General features: G+C 40.4%; 18 protein-coding genes. All 18 read left to right on the top strand.

What is annotated here, in order from left to right; genetic code table 11:
• The first annotated feature begins 22 nt into the window (after positions 1 to 22).
• The 18 genes from G602_RS0102115 (at position 23) to G602_RS0102030 (ending at position 18038) form a co-directional block, all read left to right on the top strand.
• Positions 23 to 448, top strand: a complete 426-nt coding sequence (locus G602_RS0102115; protein ID WP_026657435.1) for a flagellar protein — start codon at positions 23 to 25, stop codon at positions 446 to 448.
• 7 nt (positions 449 to 455) lie between these two features.
• Positions 456 to 845: a hypothetical protein gene (locus G602_RS0102110; RefSeq protein WP_026657434.1), complete on the top strand. Its 390-nt coding sequence runs from the start codon at positions 456 to 458 to the stop codon at positions 843 to 845.
• A gap of 5 nt (positions 846 to 850) precedes the next feature.
• Positions 851 to 1816 (top strand): hypothetical protein, encoded by a 966-nt coding sequence (locus G602_RS0102105; protein WP_026657433.1) that lies wholly within the window; start codon positions 851 to 853, stop codon positions 1814 to 1816.
• Positions 1817 to 1822: 6 nt separating this feature from the next.
• A complete protein-coding gene (gene cdaA / locus G602_RS0102100) occupies positions 1823 to 2704 on the top strand; it encodes a diadenylate cyclase CdaA (protein WP_026657432.1) in 882 nt (293 codons plus the stop codon).
• Positions 2701 to 3981, top strand: coding sequence for a CdaR family protein (locus G602_RS0102095; protein ID WP_026657431.1), 1281 nt, complete (start codon positions 2701 to 2703; stop codon positions 3979 to 3981). Before cdaA ends, G602_RS0102095 begins: the two co-directional genes overlap by 4 nt.
• Before the next feature lie 15 nt (positions 3982 to 3996).
• The gene (gene glmM, locus G602_RS0102090; RefSeq protein WP_026657430.1) at positions 3997 to 5346 is read left to right on the top strand and encodes a phosphoglucosamine mutase; all 1350 of its coding nucleotides are present in this window, start codon (positions 3997 to 3999) and stop codon (positions 5344 to 5346) included.
• A 55-nt stretch (positions 5347 to 5401) separates the two neighbouring features.
• Complete coding sequence (locus G602_RS0102085) at positions 5402 to 5665, top strand: HPr family phosphocarrier protein (protein ID WP_026657428.1); 264 nt, start codon at positions 5402 to 5404, stop codon at positions 5663 to 5665.
• Between the two features lie 112 nt (positions 5666 to 5777).
• Entirely contained in the window at positions 5778 to 6656 is an 879-nt protein-coding gene (gene rfbD / locus G602_RS0102080; protein WP_026657427.1) for a dTDP-4-dehydrorhamnose reductase, read from the top strand.
• A 16-nt stretch (positions 6657 to 6672) separates the two neighbouring features.
• Positions 6673 to 8469: an LIC_10190 family membrane protein gene (locus G602_RS0102075; RefSeq protein WP_026657426.1), complete on the top strand. Its 1797-nt coding sequence runs from the start codon at positions 6673 to 6675 to the stop codon at positions 8467 to 8469.
• A 63-nt stretch (positions 8470 to 8532) separates the two neighbouring features.
• Positions 8533 to 9474 (top strand): GDP-L-fucose synthase family protein, encoded by a 942-nt coding sequence (locus tag G602_RS0102070; RefSeq protein ID WP_026657425.1) that lies wholly within the window; start codon positions 8533 to 8535, stop codon positions 9472 to 9474.
• Position 9475: 1 nt separating this feature from the next.
• Positions 9476 to 10408, top strand: a complete 933-nt coding sequence (locus G602_RS0102065; protein ID WP_026657424.1) for a glycosyltransferase family 2 protein — start codon at positions 9476 to 9478, stop codon at positions 10406 to 10408.
• Positions 10408 to 11181 carry a glycosyltransferase family 2 protein gene (locus G602_RS0102060; RefSeq protein WP_026657423.1) on the top strand — a complete coding sequence of 258 codons (774 nt, stop codon included), beginning with the start codon at positions 10408 to 10410 and terminating at the stop codon, positions 11179 to 11181. Before G602_RS0102065 ends, G602_RS0102060 begins: the two co-directional genes overlap by 1 nt.
• Before the next feature lie 10 nt (positions 11182 to 11191).
• A complete protein-coding gene (locus G602_RS0102055; RefSeq protein WP_026657421.1) occupies positions 11192 to 12607 on the top strand; it encodes a sugar transferase in 1416 nt (471 codons plus the stop codon).
• A complete protein-coding gene (locus G602_RS0102050; protein WP_026657420.1) occupies positions 12608 to 13741 on the top strand; it encodes a hypothetical protein in 1134 nt (377 codons plus the stop codon).
• A 1-nt stretch (position 13742) separates the two neighbouring features.
• Positions 13743 to 14567, top strand: a complete 825-nt coding sequence (locus G602_RS0102045) for a glycosyltransferase family A protein (protein WP_044930835.1) — start codon at positions 13743 to 13745, stop codon at positions 14565 to 14567.
• A 9-nt stretch (positions 14568 to 14576) separates the two neighbouring features.
• Positions 14577 to 15737: an EpsG family protein gene (locus G602_RS0102040; protein ID WP_026657418.1), complete on the top strand. Its 1161-nt coding sequence runs from the start codon at positions 14577 to 14579 to the stop codon at positions 15735 to 15737.
• Between the two features lie 8 nt (positions 15738 to 15745).
• The gene (locus G602_RS0102035) at positions 15746 to 16699 is read left to right on the top strand and encodes a glycosyltransferase (RefSeq protein WP_026657417.1); all 954 of its coding nucleotides are present in this window, start codon (positions 15746 to 15748) and stop codon (positions 16697 to 16699) included.
• A 10-nt stretch (positions 16700 to 16709) separates the two neighbouring features.
• Positions 16710 to 18038 carry a glycosyltransferase family 4 protein gene (locus tag G602_RS0102030; RefSeq protein WP_026657416.1) on the top strand — a complete coding sequence of 443 codons (1329 nt, stop codon included), beginning with the start codon at positions 16710 to 16712 and terminating at the stop codon, positions 18036 to 18038.
• The last annotated feature ends 3 nt before the right edge of the window (positions 18039 to 18041 follow it).

Here is an 18041-nt window from a genome sequence, read left to right as displayed (position 1 = left end):
CACTGCAAAATAGGAGGATATCATGAGTAATATTCGTAATTGTTCCAGATGTGGTAAGATGTTCAATTATGTCGTAGGTGATGTTATTTGCGACAATTGCAAGAAGGAGATTGAGGAAAAATTCCAGCAGGTCAAGAAATATATTGAAGAGAACCCTGGAAGCGGCATCAAGCAGATAGCTGAGCAGTGCGAAGTTTCAACAAAGCAGCTGAAGAAGTGGATATTGGAGGAGAGGCTGGTATTTTCGGAGGCATCTCCCATACAGATCACTTGCGAGAATTGCGGAACGCGCATAGCTACAGGCAGACTTTGTGCAAAATGTAAGGCAACTGTTACAAACGCATTAAATAATACAGTTAAGGAACGCCAGCAGGCCCTTGCTGCTGAGATAGCCAAGAAACAGGCAGCTCAGAAGCCGAATGCCGGAATGAAATTCCTTAAAACCTGAGGATATTATGTTAAACGAGGAGAGAGTTATCCTGATGACCAGGATGGCTGCTTACGAGCAGCATGAGGGGAAAAAGAATAACGCTATAAATTCGTACTTTCGCAGCGACTATGTCGGATTCCAGGTGCTGAAGTCTATTATCAGTGCCACAGTGGTATATCTGATACTGGTCGCTGCCTATGTGATGTATCATTTTTCTGATGTACTTCAGGATCTTTACAACACGGATATTGCAGCCACAGCCAGAAAATATCTGGTTTATTATGTTGCGCTTGTAGTCGTGTACTCAGTAATTTCATACATCATTTATTCCATACGTTACGGAAGAATGCGTAAGAATATGAGAGCTTATTTTTCCTGCCTTAAAAAGTTGGGGAAAATGTATGAAAAGGAATAAGGAAAATGACATCTTTACTAGAATTACGAGAATATATAAAGAATTTTTATGTTAAATATGAATTATACATCACATATGTGTGGAAGTTTTTGCTTTCGCTGATCGCGCTTACGATGATTAGTAATAAGATTGGATATCAGACCAATCTGACAAAATTACCTATATTGTTAATGGTATCGTTGCTGTGCTCGATAATGCCCCAGAATTTCATGGTACTGATTTCTGCCGGCTTTATTCTTGCACATCTGTACAAACTTTCCATTTTTTGTGCGGCTATAGCTCTTATTATCTTTCTTTTGATGTTTCTGCTTTATTTCAGATTTTCACCAAAGGATACAATTGCGGTAATGCTGACACCTATGTGCTTTTATCTTAGTATTCCTTATGTGATGCCGATTGCACTTGGACTTATGGGAACTCCTGCTTCAATTGTTTCCATGTCATGCGGAATAATTATTGCGTTTCTTGTGAATTATATTTCAGGGAATGCTACCACACTTACAGGCGGACAGATTGAGGAGACTGCTGCACAGTTTCAGACAGTAGTGTCCGAGCTTATGAGTAATAAACGCATGTGGGTATTTGTTGTGGCATTTGCGATTACGCTTGCAATAGTTTATTTCATTAGAAGAATGTCCATAGATCATGCATGGACAATAGCTATTATTTCGGGCGCACTTGCAGATATAATCTGTCTTCTTATTGGTGACATGATTTATTCTACAGAGCTTTCATTCATAGCAGTTATATTACAGACTGTTATTTCGATTCTGCTGCTTATGATTCTTCAGTTCTTTGCGTTCAACCTTGATTATTCGAGAATTGAGAAGGTTCAGTTCGAAGATGATGAGTACTATTACTATGTCAAGGCTGTTCCGAAGGTTACGGTTTCCACACCTGCACCTAAGGTAAAGAAGATCAGTGGATCAAATTCAGGCAGAGACTATAGAGGTAAGGATAGAGGCGAGTAATTTTAGATGCAACACATCGGATTTTTTCTTGATAACAATCTGACAAACCTGCATATGCCTTCGGTCAGGGCTCTCGATATAGTTGAGATGCTGATAATTGCATTCCTGATCTACCATATTCTGGTTTGGGCCAAAACTACAAGACTATGGTCCCTTTTAAAAGGGGTCGTAGTTATTGTTGTCTTTATAGTTATTGCAGCTGCATTCAATATGTCTACAATATTGTGGATAGTTCAGAATGTATTTGGTATTGCGGTAACAGCGATGGTTGTAATTTTGCAGCCTGAACTGCGAAAGGCACTGGAGGGTATCGGACGAAGGAATTTCCTCCACGGCTTATTCAACTTTACTGAGGCAACAGAAGAAGGAAGGTTTTCAGATAAGACAATTAACGAGATTATAAGAGCCTGTGTCGAGATGGCTAAGGTTAGGACAGGTGCACTCATAGTGATTGAGCAGCTGTCTTCACTTAGTGAGTATGAACGTACAGGAATTGATATAGACGGCATTATTACAAGTCAGCTGTTGATCAATATTTTCGAACATAATACACCGCTCCATGATGGTGCGGTTATAGTCAGGGGGGACAGGATTACTTCCGCTACCTGTTATCTTCCGCTTTCCGATAACATGGAGCTTGGTAAGGAACTTGGAACAAGACACAGAGCCGGAGTAGGTGTTTCCGAGGTTACTGATTCCCTTACGATTATTGTTTCGGAGGAGACGGGTAAAATAAGCGTTGCTTATATGGGCGAACTCGAGAGAGGCGTGGACAGTGAGCGCCTAAGAGAGAGACTGCGCCAGATCCAGAACAAATCCTCTGAAGATAAAAAGGATAAAAAGAAAAAGAATAAGGGACTTAAAAAAGGGAAAGGAATTGCAAAATGAAGAAGCTCAATTTGACTGCCAACATGGGGCTGAAGATTGCTTCACTTTTATTTGCAGCACTTCTTTGGTTCCTGGTTACAAATATCAGTGATCCGGTAGATTCGGTTAGGTTTAGTAATGTTCCGGTCACTCTTAGAAATGCAAACAGTATAACGGATAATAATCAGGTTTATCAGGTGCTTGATGACACTGATGTGATTTCAACGGTAACTGTTTATGCACCAAGATCAATCGTAGATTCTTTGGATAAAGAAAATATCGTGGCATATGCCGATCTTGAAAATACTACGAATATTAATGGTACATACTATGTAGCCATAACGCTTCAGACAAATAAATACTACAATCAGATACAGAGTATAAACGGAAGTATAGACTCAGTGGAGCTGAGTATAGAAGAAAGAGCTTCCAAGACGCTGGCAATTTCAGCAATTACGACAGGTACCTTGACTGATGGGTATATAATAGGGGATGTTGTTACTGACCAGAATCAGATCAGAATTACAGGACCCGAATCAGTTGTTGATAGCGTGAAGGACGCACAGGTTAATGTAGAGGTTACGGGTTATACAACTAATATTGGAACCAATGCTGAAATTCATCTGTATGATGAAGAAGGCAATGAGGTACCAAAGGATAATCTCAAGCTTAGCAGTTCTTCAGTCGGTGTATCTGTTAATATCCTTGCTACGAAGAGAGTACCGATCATATATCAGGTATCGGGAATCCCTGCTGAGGGATATGTTGCAACAGGAGAGATTGAGGCAAGTCCTGAAGATGTTCTTCTTGCAGGCAGGATGTCCGTACTTAATAAGATTGATTCAATCACGGTATCGGATGATCAGCTTGATATAACAGGATACACAGGAAATCTTACGACCACCATTGACTTATCCGGATACCTTCCGGGTAACGTAAGCTTTGGGGATCAGGACTTCAACGGAATAGCAACAGTTGTTGCCTATATTGATAAAAAGAGCGAGAAGACTTTAAGTGTACCTTATAGTCATATAGAGATAATAAATGTACCTGAGGGTTATGAAGCACAGCTTGTTGACGAAGATAAGTCCTTTGATCTGCTTGTAAGCGGTCTTTCCGATAAGGTAAACAGTATTAGGGCTGATGATGTGTCAGGTTCTGCCGATCTTTCGCAGATTGTTAGCGAGAACGAGGATTTGTCGGGAGAATATAATGTAAATGTTTCATTATTACTTCCCGGAGGGCTTACAACAGGTGATGTGATAAACGCTACGGTAATATTGACTAAGAACGAGTGATATTTGGAGGATAATATGTCTAGATTATTTGGAACAGATGGAGTAAGAGGTGTAGCAAATGATGAACTTACACCACTCCTTGCAATGCAGCTTGGACAGGCAGGAGCATATGTGCTTTCTAAAGAGTGCAAGCATAAGCCTACTATTATGGTAGGATGCGATACAAGACTTTCAGGAGATATGCTTGCTTCTGCGCTTATGGCAGGAGCCTGCTCTGTTGGTGCGAATGTTGTAAACGTAGGAGTTCTTCCCACACCTGCTGTTGCGTATCTTACAAGAAAATATCGTGTGGATGCAGGCGTTGTTATTTCTGCTTCACATAATCCCATGGAATTTAATGGAATCAAGTTTTTTGATGGCAATGGTTTTAAACTTCCCGATGCAATGGAAGATGAGATTGAAGAGCTTATAAGGAATAACCTTGAGGGTGTTAAGATGCCCACAGGTGCCGGGGTAGGTAAAATCAAAAATCGTACCGATGCACGTGAGGAGTATATCAATCACAATCTCACCTGTGTTGATGTAAGACTTGATGGATTCAAAATTGTAATGGATTGTGCTGAGGGTGCAAGCTCTTATACCTCTGTTGAGACAATCAGACAGACAGGAGCCCAGGTAATAGCGATCCACACTAATCCTGACGGAACAAATATCAATGCTAACTGTGGTTCTACACACATGGAAGAGCTCATGGGACGTGTTGTTACCGAGAAGGCTGACATTGGTCTTGCTTTTGACGGAGATGCAGACAGATTCCTTGCTGTTGATGAGAACGGTAAATTTGTTGACGGTGATGAGATTATGGCCATCATCGGTAAACATATGAAGAATAATGGTGATCTTAAGGGTGATACCATTGTGGCAACGGTTATGAGTAACCTTGGCTTTTTCAAGATGGGAGAGCGTGAGGGAATCAAGATTGAGAAGACTAAGGTCGGAGACAGATATGTTCTTGAGCGCATGAAGGAAATTGGTGCTAATCTTGGCGGCGAGCAGTCAGGACACATAATTTTCCTTGATGACAACACAACAGGAGACGGACTTCTTTCTGCACTTCATCTTCTTAAGGTAATGAAGGATACAGGCAAAAAGCTTTCCGAACTGTCCAAGGTTATGGAAGTTATGCCTCAGGCTCTTTGTAACGCAACAGTGCCTACACATAAGAAGGATCATTACATGGAGTATCCTGAGATTGCAAGCGCAATTGAGGAACTTGAAAAGAAATTTGCCGGAGATGGAAGAGTACTCATCAGACCCTCAGGAACTGAGCCGCTAGTTCGAGTAATGATAGAGGGTAAAAATCAGAAGGAAATTGATGAAGAAGCAAAGAAGCTTGCGGAGTTAATACAGGATGTAATGCTGTGATTTCGTGGGCAACATGCCGGTTTATTAGAATGGTTCTATTAGAGGAAATGCATATATGATTACACAAAAGGTGGTTATTAAAAACCCTACAGGGTTGCATTTGCGCCCTGCCGGAAATTTATGTAAGGTCGCGATGAATTACAAATCGCACATCACATTTATGTATGGTGACAACTCAGCAAATGCCAAGAGTGTTTTAAGTGTTCTCGGTGCATGCATAAAGTGTGGAGATGAATTGGAATTTAAGTGCGAAGGGCCTGATGAAAATGAGGCAATGGAGGCGCTTGTAACAGCTATCGAGAACGGACTTGGTGAATAAAGCACCGAAAATTAACGGACGGCATTTACTTGTCGTCCGTATGCGCGTTTCATAGGGAATTTTTATTTTTGCTTATTATTTATGAAAAATTATCAAGAGAGGTGAACTGAAAATGAAGAAAATTATAGTAACAGGATGCAACGGACAGCTTGGAAGAGCAGTAAATTTTGAGCTTGGAAAAACAGGCGAGTATGAGCTTGTAAATACTGATGTTTTTGAGGGTGAAGGAATAACACCTCTTGATATTACAAATGTAGATGCTGTTGTAGCGCTTGCAAAAGAAGTAAAGCCTTACGCAATAATCAACTGTGCGGCTTATACAGCAGTTGATGCTCAGGAGAGTGATGTTGATCTTGCATACAAAATAAATGCCATTGGTCCCAGAAATCTTTCTATTGCTGCTACTGACACAAATGCAAAGCTTGTTCACATATCAACTGATTATGTTTTTGCAGGTGATGGTAATAAACCTTATACAGAATTTGATAAGACAGGTCCTGTCAGCAAGTACGGTATAACAAAGCTTGCAGGAGAGCAGTTTGTTGAGAAGTTTGCCAAGGAATATTTTACTATCAGAACAGCATGGCTCTATGGTGATGGTAAGAATTTTGTAAAGACAATGCTTGGACTTTCTGAAAAGTATGATGAGGTTAGCGTTGTATGTGATCAGCTTGGAACACCTACAAGTACCTATGAGCTTGCAAGGGCAATTCACTATCTTCTTGAGACAGAGAATTATGGTCTCTTCCACGGAACATGTGAGGGAGATACCAACTGGGCTGACTTTACTGAAGAGATTTTCAGGCTGGCAGGTAAGAATACAAAGGTTAATCATGTCACAAGTGCAGAATATTCTGCCAAGAATCCGCAGGCTGCACCAAGACCGGCATATTCAATACTTGAGAACTATATGTTTAAGCTGACATCTGATTTCATGTTTGCAGACTGGCATGATGCAATTGAGAGATATCTTAAGGATCTGTTAGGGTAAAGGGTAGTAACCTGAAATGCTGGGTGTAATTGCTAATTGGATCTATGTGCTTATAACTACATACATAATTGGATTTGCTACTCTTGAAGGAATTTCAACAATAAGCTGTATGCACGCTTCGAAAGGTCAGAGGAAGTTTGCATATACATATAAATATAACGAGAGCTTCCTTATAGCGGGAATACTGGTTGTAAATGTATATGCGGAATTGTTCAGCCTTATTAGCAGGGTATCACTTGCAGCTAATCTGGTTTTGATATTTGCCTGTTTTATCTTATATTACGAATACAGAGAAGCGATGAATGAGAGGCTTATAGCCGGTGTCGGAAGAATAATAAGTACCGGGAGCTTTTGGCTGTATCTTGCTATCTTTTTGATCATGGCCTATGGAACTTCCCATGGGCTTATGCACTATGATACAGATCTCTATCACGCGCAGGCAATAAGATGGATTGAAGAGTTTGGAACCATAGTAGGACTTGGAAATCTTCATTTGAGACTTGGGTATAACAGTGCGGCCTTTGCTCTTTCAGCTCTTTACAGCGGTTCTTTTTTCGGTAAATCATATCATGCTATGGCAGGTTACTTTGCTTTACTGCTTGCCTGGCAATGTGCTGATATAAAGACCATAGTTAGAAGAAAACATCCGGTATTATCCGATTTTGTAAGGCTTATAGCCATATATTATTTGTTTACAATTTTTGATGAAATGGTTTCACCGGCATCAGATTACTTTATGGCTACCATGGTATTGTATATAGTCATCCATTGGCTGGACCTGTATACATTTCGGGAGAGAGCTTTTTTGCCATATGCCTTATTGAGTATATGCACAGTTTATATTACAACGATAAAATTGTCGGCAGCACCGCTTTTGCTTCTTTCCGTGTATCCGATTATCAGGATTTTAAGAAAGTATGGAAAAAAAGGAATAGCAGCAATACTTCTGAGCGTTTTTCTTTGTATTATAATTGCAATTCCGTATTTTACCAGAAATGCCATACAGACGGGATGGCTGATATATCCCTTTACGGGAATAGATTTATTTCACTTTTCATGGAAAATTCCTTATGAAACCGCGCTCAGTGATGCGAATGAAATAACCGTATACGGGAGAGGATTTACTGATGTATCCATGATAGGCGCAGCTTTTGGTGAATGGTTTCCCGCATGGTTTTCAAAGCTTTCATTATTTAATAAAATCATGCTCTCGCTTGATGGAATATGTTTTCCTGTTTTCCTGGGATGCGTGGGATATTACGTTACTGAAAGGATTAAGGGAACCGGGAAGAGGCTGCCCGCTTCAGAGAATGCGATTTCAAATGTATTCCATTTACATCACAGAAGATCGGTTTCACTTTCGGATTTTTTGTTTATTGAAGGAATATCCTACATTGCACTTTTATATTTCATATGCACTTCACCACTTGTTCGCTATGGATGTGTGTATTTATGGCTTCCTGCGGTAATGCTGATTGGAAGATTTGTTATCCTTCTGGATAATGCGTTTGACAATCCTGTAAAAAATTATATCTATAAATGTGCCATAGTGATATTTGCAGCGTTTATGGCATTTAAGTTTGGTGTGCTGATAAGGGATGATATTCCCAGATTCAGATTAAATAATCTGGTGACACAGCAGCCATATAATAGTTATTCACTTAAGGAAAAGCAGATAAACGGGCAGACTTTTTATTATCCTGAGGAAGGTGACAGGACCGGGTATGATCCCTTTCCGTCAACGCCGAACCCGGATGGATTCAGAATGGCAGGGGAAAAGATTATTGATGGTTTTTTGCCACCCGCCGAGTGAGTTGAAAAAAACAAGTAAAATAGAGTAAAATATAGTATTGTAGTTTGATTGGAGATATATGTTATGGAAAAAAATGCAAAAATTTATGTTGCCGGACATCGTGGAATGGTTGGTTCGGCAATTGTAAGAGCACTTGAAAAACAGGGCTATACAAATATTATTACTCGCACACACAAAGAACTTGATCTCACAAGGCAGGATGCAGTAGAGGAATTTTTTGCAAAGGAGAAACCTGAGTATGTGTTCCTTGCAGCTGCCAAGGTTGGTGGTATTGAGGCTAACCAGAGTGCGCTTGCAGATTTCATGTATGAAAACATGATACTTGAGATGAATGTTATACATGCTGCATGGAAGAATGGCTGTAAGAAGCTTGAGTTTTTGGGATCATCATGTATCTATCCCAGAATGGCACCCCAGCCTATGAAGGAGAGCTGCCTTCTTACAAGTGAGCTTGAAAAGACAAATGAGGCGTACGCCCTTGCTAAGATATCAGGACTTAAGTACTGCGAATTTTTGAATAAGCAGTATGGAACAGATTATATTTCTGTTATGCCTACTAACTTATACGGACCTAACGATAATTATCATCCTACACATTCACATGTACTTCCTGCCATGCTGAGAAGATTCCATGAAGCAAAGGAAGCAGGACTTGAAAAGGTAACATGCTGGGGAGATGGTTCACCTCTGCGTGAGTTTCTTTATGTAGATGATCTTGCTGATATGTGTGTATTCCTTATGAATAACTACAGCGGAGATGAGACTGTTAATGCCGGAACAGGTAAGGAATTAACTATCAAAGAGCTGGCAGAGACAATAGCAAGAGTTGTGGGATATGAAGGCGAAATTGAGTGGGATACAAGTAAGCCAAACGGAACTCCCAGAAAGCTTCTGGATGTATCCAAGGCAGCAGCACTTGGATGGACCTATAAGACAGAACTTGAAGATGGAATAAGACTTGCCTATGATGACTTTTTGAATAATCCCATGAGAGCGGAGAGGTAAAATGCAGTTGATAAGTATCATCGTTCCCTGCTACAACGAAGAGGAGAACGTAAAAGATTTTTATGATGAACTCATGAAGACAGAGGGCTTCTTTAAGGAGCATGATGTCGAGATGGAAATAATATATGTAAATGATGGTTCAAAGGACGGTACAGTTTCGGAAGTAAAGAAACTTCATGAGAAGGATGAGAGAGTTCATCTGATTAATTTCTCAAGAAACTTCGGGAAAGAATCAGCTATTTATGCAGGTTTGCAGAAGGCAAAAGGAGATTATGTGGTTATGCTTGACTGCGATCTTCAGGATCCGCCGGCTATGCTGCCTGAGATGTACGGATATATTGTAAATGAAGGTTACGATTCTGTTGCAACAAGACGAGTTACACGAAAAGGCGAACCGCCTATCAGATCATTTTTTGCACGCAGATTCTACAGTCTTATAAATAAGATGTCAAAGACAGAGATTGTTGATGGCGCAAGAGATTACAGACTTATGACCAGACAGTTTGTTGATGCTATCCTTTCCATGGAAGAGTATAACCGCTTTTCAAAGGGAATATTCGGATGGGTTGGATTTACAACAAAATGGCTGGAATTTGAAAACATAGAGCGCAAAAAGGGAGAAACCAAGTGGTCCTTCTGGAAGCTGTTTTTATATGCTTTGGATGGAATTATGGCTTTTTCAACAGCACCCCTTGCATTTTCCTCAATACTGGGAGTGGTATTCTGCTTCCTGGCGCTTGTACTTATTATTGTAACAATTATCAGAAAGGCAGCTTTTGGGGATCCTACAAGCGGATGGCCGTCACTGGTATGTATTATTTCATTGGTAAGCGGTGTTCAGCTGTTCTGTCTTGGAATTGTTGGACAGTACCTCAGCAAGACCTATCTTGAAGTTAAGCGTAGGCCGATTTATATCGTTAAGGAAGAGCTTTAATGAAAAGTGACAGAAGCCTTGAGAATCGTATCAGTATTGTAGTTCCTGTATTCAACGCTCAGGATTATATTCTTGATACCATTAGAATGGTTCAGCGTCAGACTTATGAAAACTTTGAACTTATTCTGGTTGATGATGCATCCTCGGATAATAGTACGGAAATTATTGATGGTGTTATTGCAGAGGGTGATGACAGGATAAAACTGATACGAACAAGTACTAATAACGGAGCAGCTTCTGCGAGAAATACAGGAATTAATGCAGCGACCGGAAGATACCTGGCATTCCTTGATGCGGATGATATCTGGATGGAGGATAAGCTGCAAAAGGAACTCACCTTTTTAAGAGAAAAAGATGCTGCATTTGTCTTTACTGCATATGAATTCGGGGATGAGAATGCAAAGCCTACAGGGCGTATAGTTCATGTGCCGGAGAGACTTTCGTTTAAGGAAGCGCTTTCAAGAACGATCATATTTACAACCACTGTTATGATCGATATGGATAAGCTTCCTAAAACGGTTATCTACATGCCGAAGATTGAGAGTGAGGATACTGCCACATGGTGGAATATCCTTAAGACAGGAACCGTAGCATACGGACTGGATGAAGTTCTTGCGATATACAGAAGACCTCGTAAGTCACTCTCCTCTAACAAATTTACGGCAGTACGAAGGATTTGGGGACTGTATAGAAAAATAGCCGGATTATCAGTAGTGGCCAGTGCGTTTTATTTTATCGGCTGGGCATTCAGAGCAACTGTTCGCCGGCTATAAGGGTAATTGTATGAAACAGGTTGAATCTATCAAAAGAGTATTTATATTATGCCTAGGTCTGACAGGCCTTCTTATGCAGACTGCAGTCTATGGCTGGTTCTGGTTTAAGGTCTACTATCCGCTTTTGTCTGCGCCCAGAATCAGTGTGGACGGATATATGCTTGGTAACGGACTTAAGCTGTACTTCAGGGGACATTTACTGGTTATCGCCATATACTTTGTCCTGATGCTCTTTTTCTCTAACACCTATGGCGGATTGAAGATTGGATATCTGAAAGCTATGGATATCTTTCTTTCACAGATATTCGCGCTCTTTATGGTGAATGTTATCTCTTATTTTCAAATATCACTCATGAGAAACTGGCTTGTGCCGGTATATCCTATGTTTGAAATACTTGCTGTTCAGATGGTTATATCCTTCTTGTGGGCGGTGTGTACTAACTGGCTTTATCGGCAGATATTTCCTGCAAGACAGATGCTTCTTGTCAGTGGGGAGTATCCGGTAGATGATATCTTAAGAAAATTCAATTCCAGACAGGATAAATACAATATTGTAAAATGCATGAATATCAGTGAAGGACTGATGACTATCGAAAGGGAATGTCTCGAACGATATGATGCGGTTGTTATCTGGGATATCCCCACTAAGGAAAGAAATAAGCTTCTTAAGTTTTTGTATTCAAATTCTATAAGAGTTTATATGATGCCCAAGATTACGGACGTGCTTGTAAAGGGATCCGAGCAGCTTCATATATTTGATACGCCTGTTCTTCTTTTGCGTGAATACTATCTTAAGATAGAGCAGAGGGCTATAAAGAGACTCATTGACATAGTCTGTTCGCTGATACTTATAGTGCTGTCTTCACCTGTAATGCTTATTACAGCAATAATAATAAAGCTCTACGATCGTGGTCCGGTGCTTTATAAGCAGATTCGATGCACCGTTAATCAAAAAGAATTCAAGATCATGAAGTTTAGAAGCATGAGGGTTGATGCTGAAAAGGATGGCGTTGCAAGGCTTGCTACTAAAAATGATTCAAGAATTACTCCTATCGGAAAGTTTATCAGAGCATGCAGAATTGATGAACTTCCACAGCTTTTCAATATATTAAAGGGAGAAATGTCATTTATCGGACCAAGACCCGAGAGGCCTGAAATAATTGCGCAGTATATGGAAACAATGCCTGAATTTGCCTTCAGAATGAAGGTGAAGGCCGGACTTGCAGGATATGCGCAGGTATATGGAAAATATAACACAACTCCCTACGATAAATTAAAACTTGATCTGGCTTACATTGAGAATTATTCGGTTTGGCTCGATTTTAAGCTTATGCTACTGACACTTAAGATTTTGTTTACTCCCGATGCAACGGAGGGGGTAGAGGAATCTCAGACTACAGCACTTAAAAATTCCGGTGAAAACTAAATGACAACAAAACGTGAGAGCTATGATAACGAAATATTGAACCTCAGGGCTTTTTATCTGGTACTGCTAAAAAAGATATGGTTAGTTCCGGTAGTGGCGGTTTTAGGGGCTATTGTAGCAGGAATAATATATTTTCTTGCAAATGTGGTATATGCGCCTGCAAGAAATTACGTGACGGAGTCAACATTATATATTTACTTTGCATATGATGAGAATAAAAGATCAGAGGTGGACTTCTACAATGCTTATACTTGGAATATTCTGGTAAAAGCAGAGGACAGTAACCTGGAGGTCAGGACAGAGTATAACATTCTTGACAGGATAATGGAGAATCTTGAAGCTGCAGGGTATAAGGAAGGCGTCGATATCACCAGGGAAGAGGTGAAGGCATCAGTTAATGCGGATATTCCTTCTGATATCAGGGTTATGATTTTCACTGTTTCCAATCCCGACAGGGAGCTGTCAGGTGCAATTGCCGATGCAGCAAACGATGCACTTGTTGAATACGGAAAAGCAAATTATGCCTTTACGCACATAGAACTCCTTGGAAGATCTGATACCAAATTGGAACTGATTCCTGACAGAATGGGAGTGGCAGTAACATTCGGAGCAGTTTTGGGAGCGGTTTTGGCGTGTTTATCATTACTCTTTTCCAAGGCCATGGACGATGCGGCATATGTTCCTGAGGATTTGGAGAGAAGATATAATCTGCCTGTGCTCGGAGTACTTAGTAAAGAGGGGGAGGAGGAGCCTTCGTTTTTTAGAAATGAACTTCTTCTTACATTTAAGGAAAAGCTAAAGACAGAGAAAAATATCGTAATCATAAGTGCTGATGATAAAAACGGGGCCGAAACGGCTGAGGCTGTTGTTAAAAGACTGAAAAATGTCATAGGAAACGGATTGCCGGAGGGCTGCCCTGTATTTAAGCCTATGTCACTTCCCGGAAATGACAATGATTCCGCATCTCAGCTTTCAAGTATGGATGGAGCGATTATTGCTGTTCAAATGGGAAAACACAACGGAGCCATGACAGAGCATCTGATTTCTTTACTGAAAAAGCTTGGCTGTAAAGTATGCGGAATGGTGGTTACGGATGCTGATATGAAGTTATTGAACAGATATCTGGGACTTTAATATGTCAAGAATACAACTTTTGGTATCCGGCGTTAATCAGGATACAGTGGCGCTACCACGAAAAATGAATATTCAGTCTGATGCTGTAATTGTGAATCAGTGCAAGGAAAATCAGACTTTTGAAAATGAATACACGGACATTTTTGGACGTATCTGCAGTATAAAATGTATTCACAGGAATGAACGGGGAGTAGGATTATCAAGAAATCTGGCTCTGGATAATGCAGACCATGAATTCCTTCAGTTTGCCGACGAGGACATTGTGTATGACGATGGTTATACAACTCTTGTGGAGAATGAGTTTGATAAGCATCCTGAAGCAGATATGCTCCTGTTTAATGTCAAGGCCGCTGAAGGCAGGGAAACCTATCACAATACGGATTTTGCGAAGGTTACCTGGAAAAACTATGGGAGATATCCGGCATATGCCATAGTTGCAAGAACAGAATCCCTGAAAAGGGCAGGGGTAAGATTTTCCACACTGTTTGGCGGAGGTGCTAAATACAGTAACGGCGAAGATTCACTTTTTTTACATGATTGTTTAAAAAAAGGAGTCAGGATATATCGTACTGATATCCATTTAGGTCATGAAGTGGCAGATAGACCTTCTACCTGGTTTAAAGGCTTTAATGACAAATTCTTTTTTGACAGAGGAGTATTGTATCATTTTTTGTACGGCTGTCTTGCCGTCCCCATGAGCCTGAGATTCCTGCTGATAAAAAAAGATGTTATGTGTCGTGATAAGTCGGTATGGGAATGTTACAGACTCATGAAAAAAGGCATAAGACAAGGGAAAGCTGAAGAAAAACATACCGTTTCCCAATGAGGATAACATATGCTTGTTTATTTGGTGCTTACAGCGGTAAGCCTTATAATTGCATATCAAATAAGCAGTACAAATACGAGCCCTAAGATAAGGGCAGGAGAATATCGCATTATTCACCGCGGTATAAGCAGAATACAGGTAAGAAATATTGCAGGACTTATCTTCCTTTTTTTTATTCTTACAGGGGTATCCGCGCTTAGACTTAATGTGGGTAATGATTACAGCAAGTATGTGGAATTTATGCACAGGACCTACAGTAATGCGATAGTTCCCACAGAGATTGGGTTTAATTACCTTACTAAGATTATTTATTTCCTTTCGGGATTTGAGAACTACGTAGCGGTCTTTGCAATATTTGCCGCAGCAACTGTTTTTTTCTTTTTGAAGGGAATATATGACCAGTCAGAAAATTTCTTTTTATCCTTTGCCATGTTTATGCTGCTGGGATATTACTTTCAATCGCTAAACACAGTAAGGAATTATCTTGCTCTCGGAATAGCATTTTATTCGATTAAATACTGCATAAAAAGAGACTGGCCAAGGTTTGTATTATTGATACTGTTTGGAGCACTTTTTCATAAATCACTTTTGCTTGTATTGGTATTGTATCCGCTTGCACAGATGAAATGGAAGAGGTGGATGCATGGAGTGCTGATTTTGTTATGCATCTCATGTCTGTTTTTAAAGGACACATATCTGGAGCTGGCAGTTAAACTCTATCCGTCATACGAGGGAACAGAATTTCTGTCCGGTGGAACAAGTAAAATGGGGATAGCAAGATGTGCGGCAGTCCTTATTCTTGCATTTTATGTCCTCGCAAAAGATGTTGTATCGGAACGCAGAATGAGATTTTATTTCTATGCAAATTACGGAGCACTGATGCTGTATGTATTCTGCTCATTTCTGCCTACGATTTCAAGAATTGCATATTATTTCACAATTACACAGATTTTGTATGTGCCTGCTCTTTTGGCGAGACTTCTTAATGATCGGGAGAATACGAGATACAGGGCAGGAAAAGTTTTTAGAGCACTTACTATAGTCGGATGTATATTGTATTTTGCGGTATTTATGATGAAAGCGGGTGACGACGGAATGAGGATTTTACCGTATGAGACCTTCCTGTTTCATGAACTTCCGGCGACATTATCAGAGAGAGGCTTTGGCTAAGGTTCGATATGAAGAGACCATTTTTTACAATCATTGTAGTTACATATAATGCCGGTGAGGATCTTATCAAGACGCTGGAGAGCATAAAAAATCAGACCTTTAAGGACTTTGCTGTTGTCATAAAGGACGGGGGCTCGACTGACGGATCTCTTGAGAGGGCGGTGGATTGTTTCGGCCTGGAAGATGGTTCCGGGGAAGGAACAACTGAGAAAAGAAAACGTCTGAGTGCCGGTAAAATATCCTCAGGGGGATCCTTTGACATCAGGTATAAGGACGGAAGGGTCAGAATTATCCGAAGCAAGGATCATGGCATTTATGATGCTATGAATATGGCGGTGGATGCAATCAAGAATGACGAACAGAGAAGGATTTCGGAAACTGCTCCGGGGTATGTTTATTTCCTTAACTGTGGTGACGTCTTTTCCAATAACAAGGTTCTGCAGAGAGTTTATGAAAAGATTCAGCGGGATTCGAAGGATTCAGGCACAATAGTTCCTACTGTTTATTACGGTGATATTTTTGAGATGAAAACAGGCCAAAGAGTCTCATCCAATCCAAAGATTGATGATTTTGCCTGCTACAGGAATGTACCTTCACATCAGGCATGTTTTTATGATGAGAGACTGGTTTTAAGATATGCCTTTGATACAGTATGGAAGGTCAGAGCAGACTATGAGCACTTCCTTCGCTGTTTTTATGTGGAAAAAGCAGAGACAAAATATATGAATCTGCTTATAGCCGATTATGAGGGAGGCGGGTTCTCAGAAACAAGGGAAAACCGCAAGATATCTGAGACAGAAAGACAGCAGATAATTCATTTGTATCTTACAAGGCAGCAGATCAAGAGATTTGATATGATCCGAATGCTTACGCTTGCACCGCTTAGAACTAAGATAGCTGAAAATCCAAAGACTGCAGGTGTTTATAATAAAATCAAGAGTCTGATTTACAGGCATCGCTGAGAGGTTTTGTATGAGAGTTTTGTGGGTGTGTAATATAATGCTTCCTGCGTTTGCAAGAGCTGGTAATCTTCCCTGGTCAGATCGCGAGGGATGGCTTTCCGGTGCCTATGACCGGATTTCTTCCGGGAAAAAGTCAGGAAATATAACCCTTGGTGTTGCTTTTCCTGCTAGTGATATGGGAAAGGAAGCCAGAGAGATTGACGGTGTAAAATTCTATGGCTTTTCGGAAAATCTGAATACGCCGGAGATATATGATGAGAGCCTTGAGGGCAGATTTTCTGAAATATTCGAGGATTTTAAGCCTGATATTATTCATGTCTTCGGTACGGAATTTCCGCATTGCCTTGCGGCCATAAAGGCTTTTAATAATCCGGAGAGGACACTGCTTGGAATACAGGGTATATGCAGCGAAATAAGTAAGGTATATATGGCTGAGCTTCCTGAAAATGTATATACAGATACTACTTTCCGTGACAGATATAAAAATGATTCCCTTATTCAGCAGCAGGAGAAATTCAAAAAGCGCGGTGAAAATGAGAAGGAAGCGATCAGGCTTACCGGAAATATAACAGGAAGAACGAATTTTGACAGAGAAACAACAGCTGCCATAAATCCTGAAGCAAAATATTATAAAATGAATGAAACCATGCGACCGACTTTTTATAAGGGTGCATGGCGATCGGTGAATACGGTTCCGCATAGTATTTTCCTCTCACAGGGGGATTATCCCTTGAAGGGATTTCATTTCATGCTTGAAGCCATGCCCGAAATACTAAAGGAATTTCCGGATACAAAGGTATATGTAGCCGGAAATAGTGTTATTGGGAAAATAAGGAGGAAAACCGTAACCATACCTGATGAGCAGAAAAATGCATCGGGAAAGAGCAAATATCCTCTTGCTGTAAGGATATCAGCCTATGGTAAGTATTTAAAGAGGCTGATAAGACGGGGGCGTCTCGGCGGAAAAGTGATTATGCTGGGAAAGCTTTCTGCAGAGCAGATGAAGGAACAGCTTCTTAAATGCAATATTTTTATATGCCCCTCCATTCTGGAAAATTCACCAAATACTATGGCAGAGGCAATGCTCCTGGGAGTTCCTACTATCGCAGCCGATACGGGCGGAATACCCAGCATGCTTGAAAAGAACGTTGACGGATTGCTTTTTGAAGCAGGAAATGTTGAAGAGCTTACAAAGTGTGTAAAGCAGATGTTCAGGGAGCCTGTAATAGCAGCGGTTTATGGTGATAATGCAAGAAAGCACGCCATGATAACACATGATGCGAACGAGAACTACAAAAGACTTATTGAAATATATAGAGATATAGTCAGAAATAAATAGAGC

The organism is Butyrivibrio sp. AC2005 (assembly GCF_000424145.1).
GTDB lineage: Bacteria > Bacillota > Clostridia > Lachnospirales > Lachnospiraceae > Butyrivibrio.
The sequence above is the reverse complement of the archived record's forward strand: the minus strand, read 5'-3'. Positions and strand labels throughout refer to the sequence as shown.

What these genes read in the sequence shown, in the direction of transcription:
- G602_RS0102115 (WP_026657435.1), top strand. Translation starts at nt 23, where the DNA reads ATGAGTAATATTCGTAATTGTTCCAGATGTGGTAAGATGTTCAATTAT.
- G602_RS0102060 (WP_026657423.1), top strand. Translation starts at nt 10,408, where the DNA reads ATGAAAAGTGACAGAAGCCTTGAGAATCGTATCAGTATTGTAGTTCCT.
- rfbD (WP_026657427.1), top strand. Translation starts at nt 5,778, where the DNA reads ATGAAGAAAATTATAGTAACAGGATGCAACGGACAGCTTGGAAGAGCA.
- G602_RS0102045 (WP_044930835.1), top strand. Translation starts at nt 13,743, where the DNA reads ATGTCAAGAATACAACTTTTGGTATCCGGCGTTAATCAGGATACAGTG.
- G602_RS0102055 (WP_026657421.1), top strand. Translation starts at nt 11,192, where the DNA reads ATGAAACAGGTTGAATCTATCAAAAGAGTATTTATATTATGCCTAGGT.
- G602_RS0102065 (WP_026657424.1), top strand. Translation starts at nt 9,476, where the DNA reads ATGCAGTTGATAAGTATCATCGTTCCCTGCTACAACGAAGAGGAGAAC.
- G602_RS0102085 (WP_026657428.1), top strand. Translation starts at nt 5,402, where the DNA reads ATGATTACACAAAAGGTGGTTATTAAAAACCCTACAGGGTTGCATTTG.
- G602_RS0102030 (WP_026657416.1), top strand. Translation starts at nt 16,710, where the DNA reads ATGAGAGTTTTGTGGGTGTGTAATATAATGCTTCCTGCGTTTGCAAGA.
- G602_RS0102040 (WP_026657418.1), top strand. Translation starts at nt 14,577, where the DNA reads ATGCTTGTTTATTTGGTGCTTACAGCGGTAAGCCTTATAATTGCATAT.
- G602_RS0102075 (WP_026657426.1), top strand. Translation starts at nt 6,673, where the DNA reads ATGCTGGGTGTAATTGCTAATTGGATCTATGTGCTTATAACTACATAC.
- G602_RS0102035 (WP_026657417.1), top strand. Translation starts at nt 15,746, where the DNA reads ATGAAGAGACCATTTTTTACAATCATTGTAGTTACATATAATGCCGGT.
- G602_RS0102050 (WP_026657420.1), top strand. Translation starts at nt 12,608, where the DNA reads ATGACAACAAAACGTGAGAGCTATGATAACGAAATATTGAACCTCAGG.
- G602_RS0102110 (WP_026657434.1), top strand. Translation starts at nt 456, where the DNA reads ATGTTAAACGAGGAGAGAGTTATCCTGATGACCAGGATGGCTGCTTAC.
- G602_RS0102070 (WP_026657425.1), top strand. Translation starts at nt 8,533, where the DNA reads ATGGAAAAAAATGCAAAAATTTATGTTGCCGGACATCGTGGAATGGTT.
- cdaA (WP_026657432.1), top strand. Translation starts at nt 1,823, where the DNA reads ATGCAACACATCGGATTTTTTCTTGATAACAATCTGACAAACCTGCAT.
- glmM (WP_026657430.1), top strand. Translation starts at nt 3,997, where the DNA reads ATGTCTAGATTATTTGGAACAGATGGAGTAAGAGGTGTAGCAAATGAT.
- G602_RS0102095 (WP_026657431.1), top strand. Translation starts at nt 2,701, where the DNA reads ATGAAGAAGCTCAATTTGACTGCCAACATGGGGCTGAAGATTGCTTCA.
- G602_RS0102105 (WP_026657433.1), top strand. Translation starts at nt 851, where the DNA reads ATGACATCTTTACTAGAATTACGAGAATATATAAAGAATTTTTATGTT.